Genomic DNA, 21,770 nt, shown 5'->3' with positions numbered 1-21,770 from the left:
TGTATATTTGAAATAACTGTTGGTTGGTACTCCGATCGGCAATCCTCTACCGCCCCATCCACCGAGAGGAAACCATCATTATCCCGAGACCTCTCAGAAATCGTCTCTCAGCCACCACACCCGTGAGCTATTTACAGTCTGGGGAGAAATACTCCCCATGGACAGTAAAACTATCCAGACAGGCGCCGCACTCGAGCTGCCAGTTCCGGTGCCGGCCAGCGGCCTTTTCAGTCATCGCTGCACCGGGGACGTTCTCGCAGTCCTCGTCGACAACCCCCAGACGTCGTTTGGGATCCGTGATCTGGGTCGGGCGACGGACCATCCCCACCGAAGCATCTCCGCAGCAGTTGACGACCTCGAGGCAGTGGGGTTCGTCGAGATCGAACACACGGGACGGAAAAAGCTCGTGAGTATCGATCGACGCCGACTCACCAAGCCCGAGGATCCGATCATCCAGATTCCCCAACCCGAGTTTCACGCACCTGTTCGCGAACTCCAGACGAGACTGACCGACCAGCTCGATCTCCATGGGAGCGTCCTCTTTGGCAGCGTTGCACGCGGCGAGGCCGACCGACGGAGCGATATCGACTGTTTCGTTCTCGTCGACGGGCCACAGGCGTCGGCCCAGCGAACCGCCGACGAGATCACGGCCGAGTTAAACGACAACCCCTTCGACGGTGACCGCTACAAGTTCCACGTACTCGCCGAATCCGTCGAGAGCGCACACCGATACGGGGAGCGATTGCGCGAAATTTTCGCCACCGGGCTGACGCTCACCGGCTCCGAGGCGCTCACACAACTCAAAGAGGAGGTGTTGACGAATGGATAGGAGCTACGCGGAGGCGGCGCTCACCGACGCCGAACGAGCGTTCCAGGAGACCCGCGGCCAAAAAAGCGAATCCCACCTGGACGTTTCCGAGACCGCGCTCGTCCAACTCCGCAAAGCGTGTCGACTCCTCGAGGCGGCGCACACGCTCCGCGAGCAGAACGGCTACTACACGGTGGTGATCGAGGCGTCGTTCGTCGCCGTCGAACGCACCATTCAGTTCTATCTGCTTCATCGAAACCACGTCGCGGGCGAAGACCTCCGTTACGAACACACGGCCGTCTACCAGCAGGCTGCAGCGGTGAATCTGTGCAGCCAGTCGTTCGCCGACCGGCTGACACAACTCTGGAAGCAAAACCGTGCCGAGGTGTACTATCGCGAGACCGTCGCCAGTGCCGAACAGGCCGACGCGATGCTCTCGCTCGCCGACGCGGTCCACCAGTACGTACTGGAGTACGCCTCCCTCCGCCACAAATGTGTCTGTCCTGAGTGACCTCTCTCCACAGTCACTCCGAATCCGGCTCACGAACTGAAAGGAGACGACTTCATCAGGTCACTATCGGAGCTAAGACCCGGTCGGACCCGTTACGGCGTGTGCTTCGTCGGCGCCGGGTTTACGAGAGCGACACAGTCGATGCCAGCTATTCACCCCCTCGTGTGGGAGCGTGACACCGATGGCTGGCTATCCATCCGACTGGGACCGCCGTCGCAGGCGCATCTACCGACGCGACGGCTACACCTGCCAGGCCTGTCACGCGACTGGGGGCCACGTGGGGACACGGAGCTCCACGCCCACCACAGCCACCCGATCAGCCAGGGTGGCGGCCACAAGTTCGCGAACCTGCTCACGCTCTGTCGGTCCTGTCACGACGCGATCCACAGCCGGTGGTCGCCCCCGAACCGCGCCGGCTCGAAGGTCGCCGGCTCGCAGAAATGCCGTTCCAGGGCGAACAGTATCTCGTACTCGCCCCGTCCACGAAAACGTGGTATGAAAACAGAATCCCGATTGAGACCGAGGAGGTGATCGAGGGCGGCTTCTGGAGGAGAGTTCGAGTCTTCCCTGGGCAGTGCTGTCGCTTGGTCCCGATGCGATCGACCGTGAACTTGGGGTCCTCTACGAGGACGTTGTCGACGATGCTGCCAGTACACTCGTCTCGTATCTCGGAATCCGTCCAGAGAACGTCGAATAACACTCTCAGCGCTGCGTCCTCTCGTTCGAACTGTGGTTGCTCGTCGCCGAACGGATGGAGTTCGTCGCTGACGATTAGCCGGGGGCGGTCTGTGTCCATGCCGAGCGTGAACGGGTCCTGGCTGTGAACAGGATGGCCGCGTTCCGGCGATATCGATCCGGTGTCCCCGTGGGGTGGGTCGGTCGCTCGGAGCGGTCGCTTCGCCGGCTACGAGTCGGTCTCGACGACGCGTTCTGCGAGACGAACCGCCTCCTCGAGTTCGAGAGCGGTCTCCGTGGCGTGCAACTCGGTGAGCACCGCCTCGATTCGTTCCGGCGTGGGGTCGACGCCCGCCCGCTCGAGGAGGCGCCGCGCGGCACCGCGGCCGCTCGCAGAGCCGAACAGCAGCCGGCGGTCGCCCCCGAATCGCGCCGGCTCGAACGGCTCGAAGGTCGCCGGCTCGTCGAGCATCGCGGCCGTATGCATCCCGGATTCGTGTTCGAACACGCCCGCCCCGATCACCGGTTTCCCGCTCGAAACGGGTTCGTCGAGTTCGTCGAGGATCTGTGTCGCAGCCGGGATCACGCGCGCGGGCTCGACATCGAGGGGGACATCGCCCGCGAGCTCGGCGGCGATGACCAGCTCCTCGAGCGGGGTGTTGCCGGCCCGTTCGCCGACCCCGCCGACCGTGACGTCGACCTTGCCGACCCCCCGCCGGGCCGCCAGCAACGCGTTCGCCGTCGCCAACCCGAGGTCGTCGTGGAAGTGGACTCCGATTTCGAACTCGCCGTCGACTGCCTCGAGGGCGTCGAGCGTTTCGGTTACCCGCTCGGGGAGACAGCTGCCGACGGTGTCTGCGACCGTAACCCAGTCGGTGTACGGCGTAACGAGCCGCGCGAGGTCGGCGAGGAACGCCGGTTCGGTCCGGAAGCCGTCCATCGCTCCGAAGTGGACCTCCAGGCCCGTCTCGGCCGCATACTCGAGTGCGTCGACGACCGTTTCTTTCAGCTCCGCCTTCGTCGCTCCGAGAAGCCGCTCTCGCTGGAGGCGGCTGGTCGGGGCACTCACCTCGATCACGTCGAGGTCGGCGGCGGCGGCGGCGTCGATGTCCCCCTCGACGGCTCGTGCGATGCCGGTGAGTTGTGCCTCGGTGTCCAGTCGAGCCGCCGCCTCCGCGGTCTCGTCACCCACAATCGGAAACCCCAGTTGGATGAACGAGACGCCGAGGTCGTCGAGTGCCTCTGCGACGGCGACTTTCTGCTCGACCGAGTACGTGACCGACGAGCGCTGGGCCCCCTCGCGGACGGTCGCATCGAGTAGCTGCATACCTGACGGTGGGGCGCTCGGGGGTGAGAAGTCTTTCGAGGGGGTGACAGCGTGTCAGGCGCTCGAGCCGCTGGTCCGATAGGCTTTCACCAGGGGACCCAACAGCACCGCCAGCGTCAGCACCACCAGCAGAATCGAGATGGGGCGGGTAACGAAGATCAGAAACGAGCCATCCGAGAGGGCGAGCGAGCGGTGGAAGTTCTCCTCGGCGATCGGCCCCAAGACGACGCCCAACACGAGGGCGATGATCGAATAGTCGTGTTTGTACATATAGTAGCCAATCACCCCGAGGACGAGCAGGGTTGCGACGTCAGCCCAGTTGTTGCGGACGGCGAGACCGCCGACGACCGAGAACACGACGATGATCGGGATGATCACGTTGGTATCGACGCGGGTGATGTAGCTCAGTCGCACGACGAAGACGACGCCGAGCCCGAGGATCAGAAGATTGCCGATGAGTAACGCGAGAAAGATGCTGTAGGTGATCGCCAGTTGTGAGCTGAACAGGTCGGGACCGGGGCGAAGTCCGTGCATCAACAGGCCACCGAGGAGCACGGCCGTCGATCCGCTGCCGGGGATGCCGAACGACAGCGTCGGGATCAGCGAGCCGCCGACGGTGCCGTTGTTCGAGGCCTCTGCGGCGATCACGCCCTCGGCGTTACCCTCCCCGAACAGCTCGGGTGTCGCAGAGCTGCGGATCGCCTCGGCGTAGGCTACGAAGTTCGAGACGGCCGCACCCGAGCCGGGGATCGCCCCGATCGCCATCCCGAGAAACCCCGATTTGAACACCAGGACCGGTCTGCTGAGCGTCGAGCGGACACCCGAGAACATGTTGCCGCTGAGTTCGAACTCGGTGTCGGTGATCCCACCCGGTTTCGCCGCGAGGTTGAGCATCTCTGCGATGGCAAAGAGACCGAGCATCACCGCGATGAACGAGAGGCCGTCGTACAGCGCGGTCTGACCGAACGTATACCTGAGCTCCGGCGTCATCGGGGCGATGCCGATCGTCGTCAACAACAGGCCGAACGCGCCGGCGGCGAACCCTTTGACGATCGAGCCCTGTGAGACGATGGTGATCATCGACAGGCCGAGGATCGCCACCAGGAAATACTCGGGCGAGCCAAACGAGAGGACAACGCCGATCAACACCGGCGAGAGCAGAATCAAGAGCACGACGGTGAACAGTCCCGCAAACGCGGAGGCGGATGCCGACATCGTCAGGGCGTCCATCGCCCGCCCCGATTTCGAGAGGGGATAGCCGTCGAACGTCGTCGCCGCCGACGCGGGCGTCCCGGGAACGTTGACCAGGATCGCAGCGATGCTTCCACCGTACATCGAGCCGCTGTAGATGCTCACGAGGAAGATGATCGCATCCGTGCCCGACAGCGGCAGCGTCAACGGCAGTAAGATCGCCATCCCGAGCGGCGGTCCCAGCCCGGGCAGTGCGCCGACGACGATTCCCAGACAGATCCCGACGACGATCCACATCAGTGTCTCGGGGCGGGCGATGAGGCCGATCGCCTCGAGGAGCGCTTCGGAGATGAGACCGATAACCGCGACCGACGAGATCATCCGCCCACCCCTGAACGGGCGTCTGCGGGTCGACGCTCGCTCACGTGAGCACCCCTCTGAGAACCGGCGTGTTGAGTAATATCAGGAAGAAGAGGACGATCACGAACGAGAGGACGGAGAGACCGACGATACGCACCACCCCCAGCCGGAACCACGCGGCGTAGCCGGCGACGAACAGCGGCGTCGCCCACAGCATCCCGATCAGATATGAGCCCCCCACGTACGCGACGATCGCAAGGAGTGTAAACGACGTTTCGTCGAGCGGGCGTGCTGCCGCTGGCGCTGGATCGCCACCGGAGGTGGCCGTGTCGGGATCGGGCTGGGTTCGGTCCCCTGGTTGCTCGGCGGGGGGGTCACGTTCCTCGTCGCTCGTCCCACCGAAGATGTCGACGGGTTCTGCAACTGCCAGCCGCAGGGGTTCCGGAAGGTAGTTCTGGAGGAGTAACAGCAGTACACAGAGCAGGGTGGCGACGGCCGTCAGCTGGGGAAACAACGCCGCAGTTCGCGAGCCAAACGAGAAGGACTCGACGAGCATGTACGCCGAGATGACGAACAACGTAAGGAGAAGTCCGTGCTCGGACGTGAGTTCCCAGCGCAACAGACGCATTACCCTCGAATCAGGGGCTGTGAGATTATATCTTACGCTCCCCTACTCCTCGTCTCGCCGCCACATCGCCCGCTTCACAGAGCGGGGTGTGAGTAATAGACACAGTATTGGTGATCGACGCACCAGACGACGTATGGGCACAGAGACAGACATCCCACGACCGCTGTCGGATATCACCGTGCTCGAACTCGGCCACATCGTCGCCGGACCGTTTTGCAGTCTGGTCCTCGCTGATCTGGGCGCGGACGTCATCAAAATAGAAAACCGGAGCACCGGTGGCGACCTCGTGCGCGACTCGAGCGATCTCGGCAACAGTTCGTTCAACTACCTGAATCGAGACAAATCCAGCGTCACGGTCGATCTCAAACACGACGATGGCAGGGCGATTTTCGAAGAGTTGGTCGCCCAGGCCGACGTCGTCATCGAAAACTACGCTCCCGGCACTGCAGACCGGCTTGGCATCGGCTACGACGACCTCAGGGACCACAATCCGGCGCTCGTCTACTGTTCGATCAAGGGGTTCAACGAAGGCCCGTACGAAGAGTATCCGGCGCTCGACCCGGTCGCAGAGGCGCTGAGCGGGCTCATGAGTGTCACTGGCCATCCAGGCCAGCCCCCGGTGCGGTCGGGGACGAGCGTTGCGGATATGGCCGCCTCACTGTACGGGGCGATCTCGATCCTTGGAGCGCTTCGCCAGCGCGAGTTCACCGGCACGGGCCAGCATATCACCGCGTCGTTGTTCGAAAGTACGGTCTCGCTGATGGGCTACTGGCTGGCGTTTACGGGGACGTACGAGGAGATTCCGGAGCCGATGGGTGCCAGCCACCGCAACTGGGCTCCGTACAACGCCTACGAAGCAGCGGACGGCTGGGTGTTCATCGGGCCGTCCTCACAGCGACAGTGGGAACGGCTCTGTGAGGCGCTCGAGGTCGAATCACTGGTCTCTGACGATCGATTCGAGACGCTCGCGGCCCGACGCGAGCACGACGACGACCTCGACGCGATCCTGGCGGACGTGGTAGGCGACTACGACGCTGAGGACGTGATCGATCGGCTCCGTGATGCAGGCGTGCCGGTCGCCTCGATCAACGATGTCGCGGCCGTGATCGACGACCCGCATCTCCAGGCAACGGATGCACTCACGGAGATCACGACCGCCGAGGGCCCACGCAAATCGATCGCCGTTCCGCGCTATCCTGGGGTGTCGACGGGGTTCGATCGCATCGAGTCGACCGACCCACCCGAACTCGGCGCGGACACCGAACGCGTCCTGGCGGAGTTGGGGTACTCCACGGACGAGATCGATGCGCTCGCGGATGCCGGCGTGATCTAGGGACGGTCGATGTCCTCCAGTTATTCAGCCTCCTCTCTGAGTTCGTCGATATCGATCCGCTCGGGCACCTCTTCCCACACTTCTTCCATGTACGCGTCTGCCTGGTCGGCAGGTTCCCACTCGAGACGGTTCCCGCTCTCTTCGGCCCACTCCTGGGTCTCCTCGGCTTCGATGCCCGTCCGGATCGCCTCCGAGAGCGTTTCGATTCGGTCTTCGGGCGTCTCGGGTGGGACCCACGTACACCGGGTCGCCTCGCCGACGAAGTCCATGTCGTCGAACCCCTGATCGGTAATCGTGTCCGTCTCTGGCATGGCGATGCTCCCGGAGCTGTGTAGGACCACTGCCCCCTCGACATCACCGGACTCGATCGCGCCCTCGGCTGCCGCATCCGAGACGATCCCGAGGGGTACCTCACCGGAGGCGACCGCTTGCACGACTGGGCCGGAGCCATCGTACTGGATATAGCTGTTCCAGTCGAGGCCGTACTGATCGCGCAGGATCACCGCCTGGACGAGGAACATCGCACCCAGCCCACCGATGTTGTCAAGCTCTCCGTTTTCATACCGGTCGATCGCGTCCTGGAGCCCCTCAAGTTCGAGGTCGGGGTTTGCGATTACCGCAAGCGGTGACCCACCCACCACACAGAGCCCCTTCAGGTCGCTGAACTCGAAATCGGGAGGGTTGATCATCGCCGTGATCGAGGCGAGTTGGACGTTGATTTTGAGGAACGTGTAGCCATCCGGTTCCGCGTTCATAACGTGTCCAGCCCCCCGTAGTCCACTCGCCCCGGGCATATTGTCGATCTGGATGTCTTCGCCGAGTTCGTCGGACACGATCGGCATGATCTGGCGGACGATCACGTCCGATCCTCCACCCTCGTCGTATGGCACGACGTTAGTCAGTGACTGGCTCGGATACTCGCCGTCTCCGGCCAACGAGTCCAGTGAATCGATACACCCAGCCAGGCCGACGGCCGACACCGCTCCCGCGGCCTGTAGAAACGCTCGTCTGTCTGCTGTTCCCCTCATCTTCGCGAGATAGCGGGTGCGAGACCATATACTTATTGTTAACAAGCACCACAGATGAACATCACGATGGCTCAGGGGGTCGGTCGAAGCCATGGGCCGGCCATCACGGCGCGAGAGTGACCGTTCGATTGATCGACCTCGCGGATCTCATCATGGGGCCGATCCCGCGCGGGCGACTCGAACTCGTGACCCGCTTCCAGGGAGGGCTACAATAATCCCCACAACCCTTCGTGGCCACCCCGTCGGGACCCGCGGCCTGCACTGCACCCACCAGTTCACCGACGACGACACCGCGACCGTTTTCGCCTCGCGGCCAGCCGGCAACGGGTGGACGATCCATCGGCTCTCCTGTGACGATTGCAGCCCCACAGCGATCCGCCACCCCACCCTTGGATGTCAGGAGCTCCTGGTGCGCTGTCGACTCCGAACGGACACTGACCTCGCCACCAGCGACCCAGAGATACTCGCCTCGAGTCCGCCCACAGAGAGTCGTCCAGCGGCTATACCCGACAGGACTCGAGACACCACCCTCGCGAGTGAAACTACCGATTCAGTAACAAGAGAGGTGGCCAATAGCCGATAATCCAGTGGGCCGCCCACCGAGGGAGGTGGCTCAACGCCTCGAGCAGATCGCCGCCGACCTCGAGGCGTCGACTCGCCAGGTGAGTCCAACCCAGCCAGCCACGCAGATTCTGACGATGAATCGCGAGACGGCTGTCGGACTCACAGAGAACCGGTACTGTCATCTCGATTTACTCGAGGAAAGTACCGTGACCGAATGCGGCGTCACACCCGTTGTGACCCAGCTCGACGCCGACCCGCCGTGAGAACGGGGAGAGAGCCACCCACAGGATAGGGATCACCACTCGAACGATCATGGACATCGACTCATCGGTCGATGTCGCCGCTCTCGCTAGTCACGACCACGAGAAACCCCCCTCTTGATTTAGTAGTGGTTGGAGTGAAGATAACGCAAAATCCGGGGTTATGCTCCTACTCGCGCTCACAACGGGTGTGACCGGTCAGTACGTCGATCAACTGGTGTCTCAGCTGATCCCGAAAGGAACGATGAAGCCACTCGCCAAGAATGCCGAAAGAAAACCGACTCGTTACAAGCACAGGTCACGACCGCTCCGCACGGTGCCGGACTGTTTTACTAGTTGCTCGCGTCTGTGGGGGCATGGGCGTCTACGCTGACGACGTAACCGAGTTCTCGAATTCGGACTCAAGCGACGACGAGAACCGACCACCGCTGGGCGAGCGGCTACGTGGGATGGCCGAAGAGCTCAATCTCGACTCCATCGACGAGCTTACAACTAATACATTGCATACAGCCTGATACCAGATACAACAGATACACTTAATCCTCTACCTACTAAAGGTACAAACCATGTCCATCGATATCGACCGGTTCGACGAGCGCTCTCCAGAGGAATTAGCCGAGATGAGCAATCCAGAACAGGTGCTCAAGTTCCTCTACGAGAACCGTGATCGGGCGTGGAAAGCCGCAGAGATCGCCCGCCAAACGGACGTGAACGCAAACTCCATCCACCCCGTGCTCGCCCGTCTCGAAGACCAGAAACTCGTTCGACACAAGGGTCCGTACTGGGCCATCACCGACGAGATGGAGCGCCTTCGGAACGCCTATGATGTACACCGGGCCACGCGCCTCTTCGATGACCTCTACGGCGAAGAGGACCGAGATGAGTGGATCGAAGCGAGTGAACAGGCCAGCGAATGAGCGTCGATCGCGGAACGATTGTCTACGCTGCGGATCCGTTCAAAGACGGTGACTCCGGGCGACCGTGGGTGATCATCAGCACGCCAGAAATGCCGTTCCAAGGCGAACAGTATATCGTGCTCACTCTTTCCACGAAAACATGGTATGAAAACCGAATCCCGATTGAGACCGATGATGTGATTGAAGGCGGTCTTCCGGATGAGAGTTCGATTCTTCCCTGGGCAGTTCAGTCTCTTGGACCCGATGCGATCGACCGTACACTCGGGGTTCTACGCGAGGACGTTGTTGACATTGCTGTCGGTACGCTCGTCTCGTATTTGGGAATCCGCCCGGAGCAAGTCCGATAGCACTACCAGTGGTGCGTACCTCCCCTGGCCGGTGTCTACCACCGGCCGAAGCGGGCCGCGGTCGTCATCGACCGATAGATGGCCTACGCCTCCTCGAGCGACTCGAGCGTTTGGACGAGCTTCGTGTACAGATCGGGCGCACAGTACCACCCGGCCTCGAGCATCGCATCGATCGTCTCCCGGGCCTCGGTGACCGAGATGACCCCGCGTTTCGCACCCAGGAGTACGATGTAGGCCGTGCCTTTCGTCTCGATGTCCTCGACCTCGGCGACGGTTCGGCCGGCGACCTCGTCCATCACCGCGATCCCATCACGTGAGGCGGCACAGGCGAGGACGGCAACGTCGGCCTCGCTCAGGGTCGGATTCCGCGCCAATCGACCGCCAAGCGGGGTATCATCAACAGTGACGACCTCGAACGCCCCCTCGTCGACACGGCGTTCGATCCGCCGCGCATCGGCATACCCCGCCTCGAGGCCGGCCGTCACGACTTCGTCGTAGACCTGCTGGGGGATAGAACACTGTCCGTCGAGCGCCTCGACGACGTGGAGGGCGTCGACTTTCGCGAGGTAGATGAGCGGCGTCGCATCCAAGACCCACATTCACAGCTCCTCGAGGTCGGCCGCGAGGTGCTCACCCGACACCCACGTGATGTCGCGCTCGGCTGCGAGCTGAGCGAACTCCCAGACGGACAGCCCGGCGAGGTCGGCCGCCTTCGTGAGTGTCACCTCGCCGGCGGCGAGACGCTCGAGCGCCTGCTCGCGGCGCCACTCTGCGAGGCCCTCGGTGAGCAGTTTCCGGACGGCCGTGCTCCGGTCGAGGCGCTCTTCTTCGAGATACGCCTCGAGTTCCGCCTCGAGATCGTCCGGCACGCGCGTCGAGATCGTTCCCATGGTGTATGCGATGTGTGCATTGTATACAAGCGTTTCGCTCATCTTTATTCGAGGCAGGAATCCCATCGTTCACGGCGGGCGGGAAGCCGTCGATCTTCAACAATCGGGCGAACGTAGTCGCCGAGGCTTCCTGGGTTCGACAACTCCTGTAAGCACCGGAAAGAGTGACTCCGATGGCTGGTGACCCGTCGGGGCCGGCTCATCCGTCGGAGAGGATTCCTGTAAAACATCATGTTTTCCAAGATCTGCGACATGATTTTATGACAGTCTTGCTCACCTAGTTGTGTGACCGAGTGTCACACACGCTGACCATGAGCCGAAACCACCACCACCATCGAGCCGCGCAACAGGACGGGACCGACCACGACAGTACCGAGGGCGCCTTTGACGGGGCGATCGACCGCCGGACGTTCCTGAGTCTCGCTGCCGCGACCGGCGTCTCGCTCGCCGCGCCGAGTACCGTCGCCGCCGAGGAGACGGCCACCCACGAGGCGATGACCGCCGAGGCCGAGTTCGTCGTCGCCGCGACCGAGGCGGCGTACGAAGCCCCGCTCGTTTTCGAATTCACCGACGACGACTCCCTCGGGGCGTTTCGAGACGACTTCGCAGACCCGACGTGGGACATCGACGAGGACGATGGCCCGCCGCCAGTCGTCACCCGTAAGGAGCCGACACCCGCCGCCCACGCCCACCTCACCGAGGCGGAGGTGGCCGACGCCGTCACCCTCGACGGCATCGAGTTGATCGATTTCTCGCCGGGAGCCAACCCGTTCTGGACACTCGAGGAGCCGTACGCAGACCGGATCTTTCCTGCGGTCGAAGACGCCCGAAACTACGTCTCTCACGAGGAGAATGCACAGGGGCTGCGACACCTCGAGGAGACGTATCCCGATCTCCTGCGCGTCCAGACTATCGGCCACGGCCCAGGCTACGAGAACGTCTTTACGGGTGACGACCCCGACCCCCGGGACGTCTACGTCGCCGAGGTTACGAACGACATCCAGGATGAGGCAGCATTTCGCGAAAAAGAGAAGGTCGTCTTCGTCATCGGTATCCACGGCGACGAGCGCCAGGGCGTCGAGGCAGGCGTCCGGGTCATCGAGGAGGCCGCCAAAGGCGAGGCCGACGACTTCGAGCACCTGCTCGACGACATCGTCATGGTGTTCGTCTACATCAACCCCGACGGCTGGGTCGTCCGGAAACCCCACTACGAATCGCCGGACACCCTCAACTTCTCCCGCGGGAATTCGACGGGACTGGACACCAACCGCCAGTATCCCGAACTCGGCTGGGTGAATCCAGCGTTCTGGCCGGCCGACCCCGACGACGCCCCGTCCGTGCGCCCGGACGACGACCAGGGTCGGGGGTATGCGGACATGGTGCCGGACGCCCTCGCGACAGTCGAGCATCTCCGTGGGTACGAGAACGTCACCTATCTGTGTGACTACCACGGGATGCACGTCGCCGACTACTTCGTACTCAACCTCGAGACGAACGCGGCGTTCGACCACGACGGGATCCACGAACTCGACAACGTCAACGCCCGCATCCGCGACGGCAAGCTGGCCCACTGGGGCGGCATCGAGGCGATCCAACAGGACATCGACCGGATTGCCGTCGATCGTTTCGGCCAGGATCCCGACGACGGACCGTTCAACCAGGGTGGACTCCTCAATTGGGGGACGATCTACGACTGTATCGGCTACACCGCCGGCGGCGGCATCATCGGCTGGGCCGGCCAGCCCGAATCGAAGGGCGGCCTCGGTGCACGGGCGGTCTCCCCTGAAATGTGTTGGGCGAACACCTCCGGGTTCGACAAGCAGTGGCGCCCCTATATTGCACGTCACCAGTCGATGGCCTATCGCATCTCCATGCGCGAGTACGCCGAGATGACCGCTGCTGACAGTCACGCGACGGTCGCGACGGGCGATCAAGACACGGCGTACGTCGCATCAGAAACGCTGACGCGCTCGTCGGCTGACCTCTCGCACACCGACGATCCTCACCCTGGAAACGGTCAGGGCCCGCCCGATCACGCCCGGGGGACGCAGATCGCTCGGCGTCACGACACCGTCCAGCCCGGGCCTGCCGGCACGAGCGTCGCGGCGAGCGAGTCAACCTCGACGCTGTCCGTCCAGCTCCACGCCCACGACGCCGACGAAGGCGTCGTCACGGTACGCAACCCTGCCGGGGAGGTCGTCTCCAGGGTCGATCTGGCCGACATCGAGGAGGACGCCTGCTGTATGGGTCGACAAGGCGGCGTATACATCCCTGCGCCCACGGCGGGTGAGTGGACCATCGACGTCGACGGCGAGACGGCCGTCGACGTCGACATTGTAACGCTGGCGACCGACGCCGAGCACGAAGACCCCGAGGCAATCCTCGGCTACACCCAGCGCGAGTACGAGGTGAACCCGATGCAGTTCTTCGACGACCTCGAGCCGTTTCTCGAGAGTGGCGGGATCGACGGCCTCCGTGTCCACGACGTTCGCATCGGCCGTCTGCTGCGCGGACGCTCTGGTCAGCGCCACTACGACAAACTGGTCGTCTCCCACGCCGAGGGCCTCGACGACCCACGATATATCAGCGCAATCGAGGAGTTCGTTGCCGCTGGCGGCGACCTCGTGCTCACCGACGCCGGCGTCGCCATCCTCGGCGCACTCGAGGTCGGACAGGCCGCCGCGATCACCGACGACGATATCGAGGAGATCGAGATGCAGTTCGCCGCTCTCCAGGAGAAAGCCCACGAACACCCGCTACTCGCGGGGATCAGACCGATTCAACAGGAGGTCTGGAAGGTCTCCCAGCTCGGCTATACGACGGGGGTCGACCAGCCCGCAACGATTGTCGACGAGGACGCCTTCGAGGCCGCTGGCGGCACTATCGCCGGCACCTTTGCAGGCGGATCGACGTGGCAGCCCGGCTCCTCCGGCGTGGGCGTCGGGACGCTCACTGCCGGGGACGCGGAGATCAACGTGATCGGTTCGGTCCTACCGCCGGCGAACCAATCTGAGCTCCACCCGTTCGGAATGGCTGACTACGCCACCTCATTTATGGGACACACGCTAGTGTGTAACGCCCTCGGGTTTGAGCAGCGCCGATACGTCAACGGCGACCTCGTCGACACCTGGGGCGAGGTGCGATAGACTCCCATATCCTCGAGGAATTGCTCGAGTTCCCGTTAAGTTATTCGGGGAACAGAACGGGGGTTACAACTCTGAGAATATATTGAGTGATCGCTTTCTGACCTAGACGCCATCTGCGCGAAATCGACCGCCGTCGAAAATTCAAGTAACAACGCCGATAGATTCAATATATGAGATGTGTTAGCCCCCAACATGTCTTTGATCGAGACAGAAGGCGTCGACGTCATTCCACCTGAAAAACGAACGCGGGGGTTCTGGGGGATATTCACGATCTGGGCCGGGTTTTCCATCGTCATCACGAACTTTCTCCTGGGGTCGATTACGATGGAAGCCGGCGTCGTCACGGGGTTCGTCGCCGCGACGATCAGCATCCTCCTCGTAGGAGTCATCGTCTACCTCGGAACGGCGATCGCCGCGAAACTGGGGACGGCGGGGACGACGGCGATGCGTGCGCCGTTCGGAATCAAAGGGCGGATCATTCCGGCGGTCGGAATCCTCATCGCCGGCGTCGGGTGGTTCGGTCTCCAGACGGGGATCGTTGCCCAGAGCGCAGAGTACATTCTCGCGGACATGGGATTCGACGTCCCGTTCGTCGTCCTAGCGTTCGTCTTCGGGTTGTTGATGGCGTCCGTCGCCGTCTTCGGCTACCGGTGGATCGAGTGGCTCAATCGCCTCGCCGTTCCGGTGATGACCCTCCTCATCGTTCTGGTCGTCTATCAGTTGTGGACAGAGTACGCGATCGACCTCGGCGCGGAGGGAACGGGCGAGATGTCGTTCTGGGTCGCGCTTAACGTCTTCCCAGCCGCGGTGGCGGCCTACCTCATCGTGGCGATGGACTACGGCCGCTACGGCACGAACGAAAACCCGTCCCGTCCGGCGCTCGGGGCGACCGTCGGCTGGATCGCGTTCGCGGTCGTCCTCGGGTTTATCGGAATCGTGGCGGCGTCAGTCGCCGGGACGTGGAACCCGGTCGACATCATGGTCGAGCTCGGGCTCGGTACCGTCGGTCTACTGCTGTTGATCCTCGGGTCGTGGACGACGAACGTGACGAACGTCTACGTGAGCGGGATGGGGCTGGCACAATTGTTTGGCTCCCGGCGGCTGTACACGACCGTCGTGAGTGGCGTCATCGGTACCGCACTCGCCATCGGTGGCATCTTCACGTACGCCGGTATCGAGAGCTTCCTCGAGGCGCTCACGATCACGCTCGTGCCGACGACCGGAATCCTGCTGGTACACTACTTCCTGATCGACGGCGGGATCGACACCGACGCCCTGTTCGACGCCGAGGGGAAATACTGGTACCTGCGCGGGTGGAATCCCGCCGCTGTCGTCGCCTGGGTGATCGGCGCCGCGTACGCGATCCTGGCCCCCCAGTGGGTCGTCCCGGCGCTCTCGGCGATCGTGCTGTCCGGTGGCCTGTACTACGCATTCCATCCGCCGGTCGAGAACTGGATCGATACCCGCCAGGCGGAGCCGAGCGCCGCCGACTGAGACGAGCGCACCGATTTCGCGGCATCGTCTTCATAAACTTCGCCACCGGCGACACGGAGCTATCCCGTCCCTTCGAGCGCGTATCCGGCGTTCAACACCGTGGCGTCGGCGAACCGTTCACCGACCAGCTGAAGCCCGACCGATAACCCGTCCGCTTGGCCGGCGGGAACCGACAGTGCGGGGTGGCCCGTCACGTTGAAGACCGAGGCGTTCGCGAGGCTCGTCCAGGCTCTCGCGACGAACTCGATCCGTCCTATATTCGGCCGACGCCGCTGGGCCGTCTCGGGCGAGGCGGGCATCGCGAGCAGGTCGTACGCGTCGAACAGGTCGTCGTACGTCTCGGTCATCTCCTCGAGGAGGTTCATTGCTTTCGCGTAGTACGTCGCGTGAAACGCGTCGTTCGCGTAGGCGCCGGCGAGGAGTCCGACTTTCACTGTCGCGGGGAGGGCGCCGCCCCGTTCACGGCGCAATCGGCCGAACGCGGTCGCCAGATCCGTATCGTGCCAGCCCCGGCGGTTGTACCCGAGCGTCTCGCTGCGAACGGTTGCGACCAGCCCCTCCAGCATCGCGACCGTGTAGACGTCAGGGGCGATCTCGAACGACGGAACGGAGACGGATTCGACCGTCGCCCCCGCGTCGGCCAACCGATCGATCGCGTCCCGGGTCATCTCGTCGACTGCGGGGTCGCTCCCCTCGCGGCCGAACCCTTCCTCGACGACCCCGACCGCGAGATCAGTTACGTCGCCGTCGAGGGCCCGCTCGTAGCGCTCCGCGGGCACGGGTTCCGGTTGGCGCGAATCGAAGGGGTCTCGACCCGCGAGGACGGTCAGCGTCCGCGCAGCATCCGTCGTGGAGTTCGTGAACGTCCCGACGTGGTCGAGCGGGTGACGAAGACCGACGATCCCCGTGTACGGAACCAGCCCGAACGTCGGTTTGTGGCCGACGACGCCGGTCCAGGCCGCCGGAACGCGGACGCTTCCGCCCTGGTCGGTCCCGATCGCCAGATCGACCTCTCCGGCGGCCACGGCGGCCGCCCCGCCAGCGCTCGAGCCCCCGGCGAGGTGATCCTCGCTGCGTGGGTTCACGGTGGGCCCGAACGCGCCTGAACTGCCGTTCCCGGCAAATGCCATGTCGTCCATAGCGTTCTTCCCTACGATTCGCCCGCCGGCGTCGAGGAGCCTGTCGACGATTTCTGCGTCGATGCTCGGAACGTAGCCTTCCATGACCGCCGAGCCGCACGTCATTTCGACGCCCGCGAGCGAGACGTTATCCTTGAGGCCGATTCGCCACCCCGAAAGCGGGCCGTCGACGTCGCGTGAGACGTCACACCGGGTGATCCACGCGTTGTAGGGATCGTCGTCCGTCGCTCGACTGCTCTCGCGGGTCTCCGCTCCCGGCGTCGAACGCTGCTCGGCCGAGCTGGCGGATTGAACGGTCTCGTACATTCCAAGCGTTCCCTCGACCAGCGCTTCGAAATCCTCGAGCTCCTCGTCGGTGAGGTCGAGGTGGAGCGACTCGCCCAGCGCCCGTAACTCGTCTCGAGATGGTGGTTCCGGCACCATGTTGTACACTACCATACGTCCGTTCAGTACAAGTGTATTACCACCGAACGAGACCGATCGGACGGTCCGGCTTCGAGTGCCGGCGACGCTTCGGACGCTTGTTCCCCCTCGCAGTTCGTTACGCCTCCTTCGGAGTCATCCGACTACCGAAACGTCGGGACGACGTCGGTGGCGAACCGCCGAACGCTCTCCATGGCCGTTTCGTCGTCCATTCCCGGAAACTGCGTTCGGAAGATCAGGTGATCAACGCCGATGTCGCGGTACAGTGCGACGTTTTCTGCGACCTCGTCAGCCGACCCGATCATCGTCTGGGCCTCGAGATCACCGAAGCCGGGCCGACCATCAAACTCGGGGTTTCCCCACCGGATGTACTTGGCGGTGAGATCGAGAAGCGACGGATCGAGTGCCTCGTAGGCAGCCGCAGTCGTCTCGCCGACGTAGCCGTCGACCATGATCGTCACGTCGCCGTCGTCGGGATCTGTCTTGAACTCGGCGAGGGAGTCACGGTAGCGTTCGATGTCGGCTTCGAGGCGGTCCGGATCGGTCACGGCGGCAGTAAAGCCGTCGCAGCGGTAGGCCGCGCGTTTGATCGCGGTCTCAGCGCTCCCCCCACCCCAGATTTTCGGTCGCGGCGACTGGACTGGCGTCGGTCGGACGAAGCCGTCGGTGAACTGGTAGTGGTCTCCGTCGTGATCGAACCGCTCGCCTTCGAGGAGGCGTTTGAGGACCTCAAGGCACTCGATGAACCGTGAGACACGCTGATCCATCCCGACGCCGAAATTCACGAGTTCGCTCTCGCGGTACCCGAGCGAGACGCCCCACCGGGTCTTCCCATCCGCGAGGTGATCGATGGCGGAGATCCGTTCGGCCAGGTGCACCGGGTGATAGATCGGAAGGATGAGAATGTTCGCCATCAGCTCGAGGTCGTCGACCTGCGTGGCCATCGCTGTGAGGCTGGAGAATACGTCCTGAAAGCCGTCTTCGTAGAAGTGGCGCTCCCCTACTGCGGCGGTGTCGTACCCAAGGGTTTCGATTTCACTCACCTGCTCGAGTAGCGTGTGGATGGTACTGCCGCGCTCGTCGTCGCCGTACTGGTTGAGGTAGATGCCGAATTCCATGTGACACGGTGACTGTGGACACACATGATTCTTTCCGACAGTGTCGTTTCCGTCGACTTCTTCCCGCTATGCGAGCGATGCGCTCGAGTCACAGCCCGTACTCGAGTGAAGTACCTCGGGGACAAGCCCCAAGGCACTCGCCCTGCTCGACTTGTAGAGAATCAAATAAACAGTGATAGGTTTCAGAAGTCTTGCTGAATACAGAGCGCAAACGTAGCAATGTCCCTCAATTACCAACAACCGCTTTCATCGGACGTCCATTCACACGCGTTTCCTACCGTAAGGTCGTTCTTATCGATATACGTCGAGAGACAGGCGTAGTTACAGAAGTACGCTGGCGAGCCGCAGTCGGTAATACAATCACGGACACAGATCGGGTCGTGGTCGAAGATACGGGATCGACAGTACGTGCACTCCTCGTCCGTGCTGGGCGTTGTGATAGTTGTGGACATACCGGAACTACGGAGTAGGCTACAGAAAGTGTTTCGTGGGTAACTTCGGAAGCAAGGATCTGTTCAGTTCTTCACCTGTATGTCTCACACCCATATTTCACATTTTGAGAATTTTAACGGAGGCGGAAAATTAGCCCCCGTCGGACGAAGGCAACCCCTCTACTCACTCCTCGAGATCCATCACTTCGAGCTGTCGATTTTCGCTCCACTGACCGCGGGTGAAGTCGGGGAAGACGACCGGCATGCCGCCGTGTTCGATCGAAATGCGCGAGAGCGGACCCACTGCGCTCCACGTCGCCGCGTCGTAGACGTCCTGGTCAAGCGGTCGACCGGTGTTCAGCGCATCGATGATCCGGTAGAGCATGATGAAGTCCGCGCCGTGTTCGTTCACGTCTTCGTACTCCTCGGACCAGAGCGGGTGCCGGTACTCATCTTGGTAGGCTTCGAACGTATCGTCGTCGACGAGCGCGGGCGCCCCTTCGTCGTCGATTGCGAGATGCGAGCGCTGTCCCGCCTGGTAGCCGTTGAAGTACGCGTCGACGCCGACGACCTCGTTGCCCAGCCCGTACGGTCGGTTCGTCTTCACGTCGAACTGGATCTCGATCGAACGATCCCGGTTGGTCTTTATCAGCGACTTCGTCGTGTCACCGTTCGCCCAGTCGGTCTCGCCGTAGAACTCGTGGTCGGGCTCCAGTTCGTTTTGTGCGTACTGGCTGAACCGGGTTTCCGGGCTCTCCTGGGCGATCAGGTACTCGGGTCGATCGCCGCGAAGCAGATCCATGTACCAGGCGAGCGGCCCGAGCCCGTGGGTCGGATACAAGTCGCCTTTGAGGTGGAGGTGACGACGGGCGCGCCAGTTGACGGGCGGTCCGTAGTCGTGCATGTAGCTACCAACCTGCGGATTGATGTAGCTCCCGTACGCGTAGGAGAGTTCGTCGCCGAACACGCCCTCGCGGATCATATTCAGCACCCACAGCTCCTCTTCGAAGTAGTTGACCTGCTCGAGCATCATGCAGTTCTTCTGGGTCCTCTCTGCAGTGTCGACGAGGTCCCAGCACTGCTCGATGGTCTCAGCCGCCGCGACTTCCGTTGCGACGTGTTTGCCCTGTTCCATGGCGTACGTACACATCGTAGCGTGGGAGTCGAGGTCGCTGAAGACGAAAATCAGGTCGAGATCGTCCCGTTCTGCGACCTCCATCCACGTGTCGTCGATCATGTCCTCCGGATCGTCGACGGGCACCTCCGCCCGCCACTCGTCTCGTCCGTCCCACTCGTCTTCACCGACCCCGGCGGAGTACGTGTCGGGATCGGCCTGGAGGGACGCCGCCATCGATTCCACCCGGTCGTCCACCACATCACAAATAGCCCGAATCTCCGCCATATCAGGGTCCAATCGGTCGAGGTGCTGGGTCAGCGAGGCACCGCGATTTCCAAGACCGATGATTCCGATCCGCACCGGCGCGATTGGGTCGACCGCCAGCCCTATCACCGAATCGCCGCGCCGGGGTGGTGTTTCACCCGGCGGTACGTCGTCCGGCGGCCCGCGGCCGTCTCCGGAGTGCTTCCGAGCCTGTCCGGTCGCCGAAACGGTTACGAACCCCGTGGCGCCTGCGAGCCCCTGGAGATACGTTCGTCGATGCATATCATCAGCATTGATGACAGTCATCCAAATAAAACTTCCTCTGGAAATGGCGAATGGAAAGCGCCACTATAAGCCGCAGTGGTGGATACTATCGGAATAGACCGCTCACGACTTCAGTCGTGGGTAACTGACCAGGGAGAATTAACCGACGGCCACGGCAGACGCACAAATCGCTACCTACTACAATCTAACGCCGAAAGAACGCTCGCTCGAGCTAGTGGTTGACGAGACCGAGTGCTGGGCGGAAGCCGGGACGGCGAATAGCGGTGCGTCTTTTCACTCGCTCAAATCGAACGCCACCGCCAGATCCGTCGGCCAGTAGACAAACCGGTACCGTCCAGCAGGGAGGTCGGGACAGACCTCGAGCAGCGGGTGGCCAGTGTCGAAATCGCCAGTCGCCATCTCGAGCGTCCAGTCGAACCCGGTGTGAGGCTGATGGGTGTACCCTTCGTCGGTGTAGCCTGGCCCGTACCCGTCGTCGTCGTAGACGCGAACGTCCTGCCACCCGGCGTCGGTGTAGACCTCGAGACCGAACTTCTGTGCGTTTCCGGTCGTCTGTGACTCATTCGTAGTATTGACCATCTTGATCGCTACCGACTCGCCGCGATCGACGGTGAGCCGATCGACGCGCATGGAAAATCGGTCTGTGTCACCCCAGGTGACGTCCTCGACCGGCGACATGCGTGTGACGTCCTCGTCCGCGCATTCGAGTGCGGACGGAACGATGTCGGGGTCGCCATCTGGCCGAACGTACCCCTCGAGTTCTTCTGGCTCGACGGAGATGTCGAGCGCCGCCTCGACGGTCTCCGTCTCGTCCCATCCGTCGGTGATCGTTACTTCAGTCCGAGCAGGCCACTCGGCGTCGTCGGCGACGGTCACACGCGCAAGTGCGGATGGGTACAACAGTGCCTGACCACACTCCGCCCCCTTGTCACTGGTCTCGAGGACGGTCGCCGTCGCCGTCAACACCTCGCCCTCGAGGGACACGTCCTCGATTTCGAGGGTGTCGTGACAGATGTTCGGCCCGCCTGACTCGACGAACAACAGGAGCTGGCTCTCGAAGTCGGTTTCTCGGACGAACGGCCCGACGGTCTCCTCGAGTCGCTCCTCGGAGACGGCGTGGATCGGCGTCACGTGCGCCAGTCGGTCTTCCGAGTCGGCCAGCGCACAGGTTCCGATCGCGTCCTCGTCCCAGTCGGGGCGGTCGGTTCGGGTCGTGTACTGGGTTGTCTCGACGGCCTCAATGCCGTCGTCCGTTTCGTCGTCACCGTCGGTAGAGTCGTCGTCCCCATCGGGTGAGTTGCCATCCGTTTCGCTTGCCAGACAGCCCGCCAGCGAGAGGCCTCCGGCGAGTGCACCGTAGTGAAGCAATCGTCGTCGTGTCGGCGTAGTCATACGTCTGGATAGCGTCGCCGCTGATAAGTGCTTGTGGTAAGGTGAAAGAGCGATAGTACTCGTGAATCGGAGGCGCTAAACGAGAGCCGCAGAGCAGTCGGTCAGTCAGCTGGATCGATTTG

General features: G+C 62.7%; 22 protein-coding genes and 1 pseudogene. 11 read left to right on the top strand and 12 right to left on the bottom strand.

Annotated features, from left to right (window positions below; all coding sequences use genetic code 11):
- Window positions 1-157: 157 nt before the first annotated feature.
- The 3 genes and pseudogenes from NMQ11_RS18850 to NMQ11_RS18840 form a co-directional block, all read left to right on the top strand.
- The gene (locus NMQ11_RS18850) at window positions 158-829 is read left to right on the top strand and encodes a nucleotidyltransferase domain-containing protein (RefSeq protein ID WP_255171227.1); all 672 of its coding nucleotides are present in this window, start codon (window positions 158-160) and stop codon (window positions 827-829) included.
- Complete coding sequence (locus NMQ11_RS18845; protein WP_255171226.1) at window positions 822-1,319, top strand: DUF8154 family protein; 498 nt, start codon at window positions 822-824, stop codon at window positions 1,317-1,319. The genes NMQ11_RS18850 and NMQ11_RS18845 overlap by 8 nt, the downstream gene beginning before the upstream one ends.
- Before the next feature lie 141 nt (window positions 1,320-1,460).
- Window positions 1,461-1,661 (top strand): annotated as a pseudogene (locus NMQ11_RS18840) (hypothetical protein); the annotation flags it as partial.
- Between the two features lie 10 nt (window positions 1,662-1,671).
- On the opposite strand, the gene NMQ11_RS18835 reads toward NMQ11_RS18840, so the two are convergent.
- From NMQ11_RS18835 to NMQ11_RS18820, 4 genes are all read right to left on the bottom strand, one after another.
- Complete coding sequence (locus tag NMQ11_RS18835) at window positions 1,672-2,115, bottom strand: hypothetical protein (RefSeq protein WP_255171592.1); 444 nt, start codon at window positions 2,113-2,115, stop codon at window positions 1,672-1,674.
- 108 nt (window positions 2,116-2,223) lie between these two features.
- The gene (locus NMQ11_RS18830) at window positions 2,224-3,321 is read right to left on the bottom strand and encodes a LeuA family protein (RefSeq protein ID WP_255171225.1); all 1,098 of its coding nucleotides are present in this window, start codon (window positions 3,319-3,321) and stop codon (window positions 2,224-2,226) included.
- 54 nt (window positions 3,322-3,375) lie between these two features.
- Window positions 3,376-4,893 carry a tripartite tricarboxylate transporter permease gene (locus NMQ11_RS18825; RefSeq protein WP_255171224.1) on the bottom strand — a complete coding sequence of 506 codons (1,518 nt, stop codon included), beginning with the start codon at window positions 4,891-4,893 and terminating at the stop codon, window positions 3,376-3,378.
- A 40-nt stretch (window positions 4,894-4,933) separates the two neighbouring features.
- Window positions 4,934-5,500 (bottom strand): tripartite tricarboxylate transporter TctB family protein, encoded by a 567-nt coding sequence (locus NMQ11_RS18820; protein ID WP_255171223.1) that lies wholly within the window; start codon window positions 5,498-5,500, stop codon window positions 4,934-4,936.
- Window positions 5,501-5,633: 133 nt separating this feature from the next.
- Between NMQ11_RS18820 and NMQ11_RS18815 the strand changes: the two genes are divergently transcribed.
- On the top strand, window positions 5,634-6,833 hold the full coding sequence (locus NMQ11_RS18815) for a CaiB/BaiF CoA transferase family protein (protein WP_255171222.1): 1,200 nt from the start codon (window positions 5,634-5,636) through the stop codon (window positions 6,831-6,833).
- 20 nt (window positions 6,834-6,853) lie between these two features.
- Here NMQ11_RS18815 and NMQ11_RS18810 read toward each other — a convergent pair whose 3' ends face one another.
- Window positions 6,854-7,954 carry a Bug family tripartite tricarboxylate transporter substrate binding protein gene (locus NMQ11_RS18810; protein WP_255171221.1) on the bottom strand — a complete coding sequence of 367 codons (1,101 nt, stop codon included), beginning with the start codon at window positions 7,952-7,954 and terminating at the stop codon, window positions 6,854-6,856.
- On the opposite strand from NMQ11_RS18810, the gene NMQ11_RS20295 reads away from it, so the two are divergent.
- The 5 genes from NMQ11_RS20295 to NMQ11_RS18790 all read left to right on the top strand — a co-directional run bounded on the left by NMQ11_RS20295 (window position 7,953) and on the right by NMQ11_RS18790 (window position 9,949).
- A complete protein-coding gene (locus NMQ11_RS20295) occupies window positions 7,953-8,444 on the top strand; it encodes a DUF8112 family protein (protein ID WP_486651786.1) in 492 nt (163 codons plus the stop codon). The genes NMQ11_RS18810 and NMQ11_RS20295 overlap by 2 nt on opposite strands.
- Before the next feature lie 25 nt (window positions 8,445-8,469).
- On the top strand, window positions 8,470-8,688 hold the full coding sequence (locus NMQ11_RS18805) for a hypothetical protein (RefSeq protein ID WP_255171220.1): 219 nt from the start codon (window positions 8,470-8,472) through the stop codon (window positions 8,686-8,688).
- 353 nt (window positions 8,689-9,041) lie between these two features.
- Complete coding sequence (locus NMQ11_RS18800) at window positions 9,042-9,200, top strand: hypothetical protein (RefSeq protein WP_255171219.1); 159 nt, start codon at window positions 9,042-9,044, stop codon at window positions 9,198-9,200.
- Window positions 9,201-9,251: 51 nt separating this feature from the next.
- Entirely contained in the window at window positions 9,252-9,602 is a 351-nt protein-coding gene (locus NMQ11_RS18795; protein ID WP_255171218.1) for a helix-turn-helix domain-containing protein, read from the top strand.
- Window positions 9,599-9,949 carry a type II toxin-antitoxin system PemK/MazF family toxin gene (locus NMQ11_RS18790; RefSeq protein WP_255171217.1) on the top strand — a complete coding sequence of 117 codons (351 nt, stop codon included), beginning with the start codon at window positions 9,599-9,601 and terminating at the stop codon, window positions 9,947-9,949. The genes NMQ11_RS18795 and NMQ11_RS18790 overlap by 4 nt, the downstream gene beginning before the upstream one ends.
- 83 nt (window positions 9,950-10,032) lie before the next feature.
- Here NMQ11_RS18790 and NMQ11_RS18785 read toward each other — a convergent pair whose 3' ends face one another.
- Window positions 10,033-10,548, bottom strand: a complete 516-nt coding sequence (locus NMQ11_RS18785; protein WP_255171216.1) for a PIN domain-containing protein — start codon at window positions 10,546-10,548, stop codon at window positions 10,033-10,035.
- A complete protein-coding gene (locus NMQ11_RS18780) occupies window positions 10,549-10,839 on the bottom strand; it encodes a UPF0175 family protein (RefSeq protein ID WP_255171215.1) in 291 nt (96 codons plus the stop codon).
- A 311-nt stretch (window positions 10,840-11,150) separates the two neighbouring features.
- Between NMQ11_RS18780 and NMQ11_RS18775 the strand changes: the two genes are divergently transcribed.
- Both NMQ11_RS18775 and NMQ11_RS18770 read left to right on the top strand, forming a co-directional pair.
- A complete protein-coding gene (locus NMQ11_RS18775) occupies window positions 11,151-13,985 on the top strand; it encodes a M14 family zinc carboxypeptidase (protein WP_255171214.1) in 2,835 nt (944 codons plus the stop codon).
- Window positions 13,986-14,177: 192 nt separating this feature from the next.
- On the top strand, window positions 14,178-15,479 hold the full coding sequence (locus NMQ11_RS18770) for a purine-cytosine permease family protein (RefSeq protein ID WP_255171213.1): 1,302 nt from the start codon (window positions 14,178-14,180) through the stop codon (window positions 15,477-15,479).
- Between the two features lie 59 nt (window positions 15,480-15,538).
- Here the strand turns inward: NMQ11_RS18770 and NMQ11_RS18765 are convergent, their stop codons facing one another.
- From NMQ11_RS18765 to NMQ11_RS18745, 5 genes are all read right to left on the bottom strand, one after another.
- Window positions 15,539-17,041 carry an amidase gene (locus tag NMQ11_RS18765; protein ID WP_255171212.1) on the bottom strand — a complete coding sequence of 501 codons (1,503 nt, stop codon included), beginning with the start codon at window positions 17,039-17,041 and terminating at the stop codon, window positions 15,539-15,541.
- Window positions 17,042-17,184: 143 nt separating this feature from the next.
- The gene (locus tag NMQ11_RS18760; RefSeq protein WP_255171211.1) at window positions 17,185-18,159 is read right to left on the bottom strand and encodes an LLM class flavin-dependent oxidoreductase; all 975 of its coding nucleotides are present in this window, start codon (window positions 18,157-18,159) and stop codon (window positions 17,185-17,187) included.
- 230 nt (window positions 18,160-18,389) lie between these two features.
- Window positions 18,390-18,611 carry a hypothetical protein gene (locus NMQ11_RS18755; RefSeq protein ID WP_255171210.1) on the bottom strand — a complete coding sequence of 74 codons (222 nt, stop codon included), beginning with the start codon at window positions 18,609-18,611 and terminating at the stop codon, window positions 18,390-18,392.
- Between the two features lie 163 nt (window positions 18,612-18,774).
- Complete coding sequence (locus NMQ11_RS18750; protein WP_255171209.1) at window positions 18,775-20,253, bottom strand: Gfo/Idh/MocA family protein; 1,479 nt, start codon at window positions 20,251-20,253, stop codon at window positions 18,775-18,777.
- Between the two features lie 276 nt (window positions 20,254-20,529).
- Window positions 20,530-21,648, bottom strand: coding sequence for a hypothetical protein (locus NMQ11_RS18745; RefSeq protein ID WP_255171208.1), 1,119 nt, complete (start codon window positions 21,646-21,648; stop codon window positions 20,530-20,532).
- Window positions 21,649-21,770: the final 122 nt, after the last annotated feature.

The organism is Natrononativus amylolyticus (assembly GCF_024362525.1).
Classification (GTDB): Archaea; Halobacteriota; Halobacteria; order Halobacteriales; family Natrialbaceae; genus Natrononativus; species Natrononativus amylolyticus.
The sequence above is the reverse complement of the archived record's forward strand: the minus strand, read 5'-3'. Positions and strand labels throughout refer to the sequence as shown.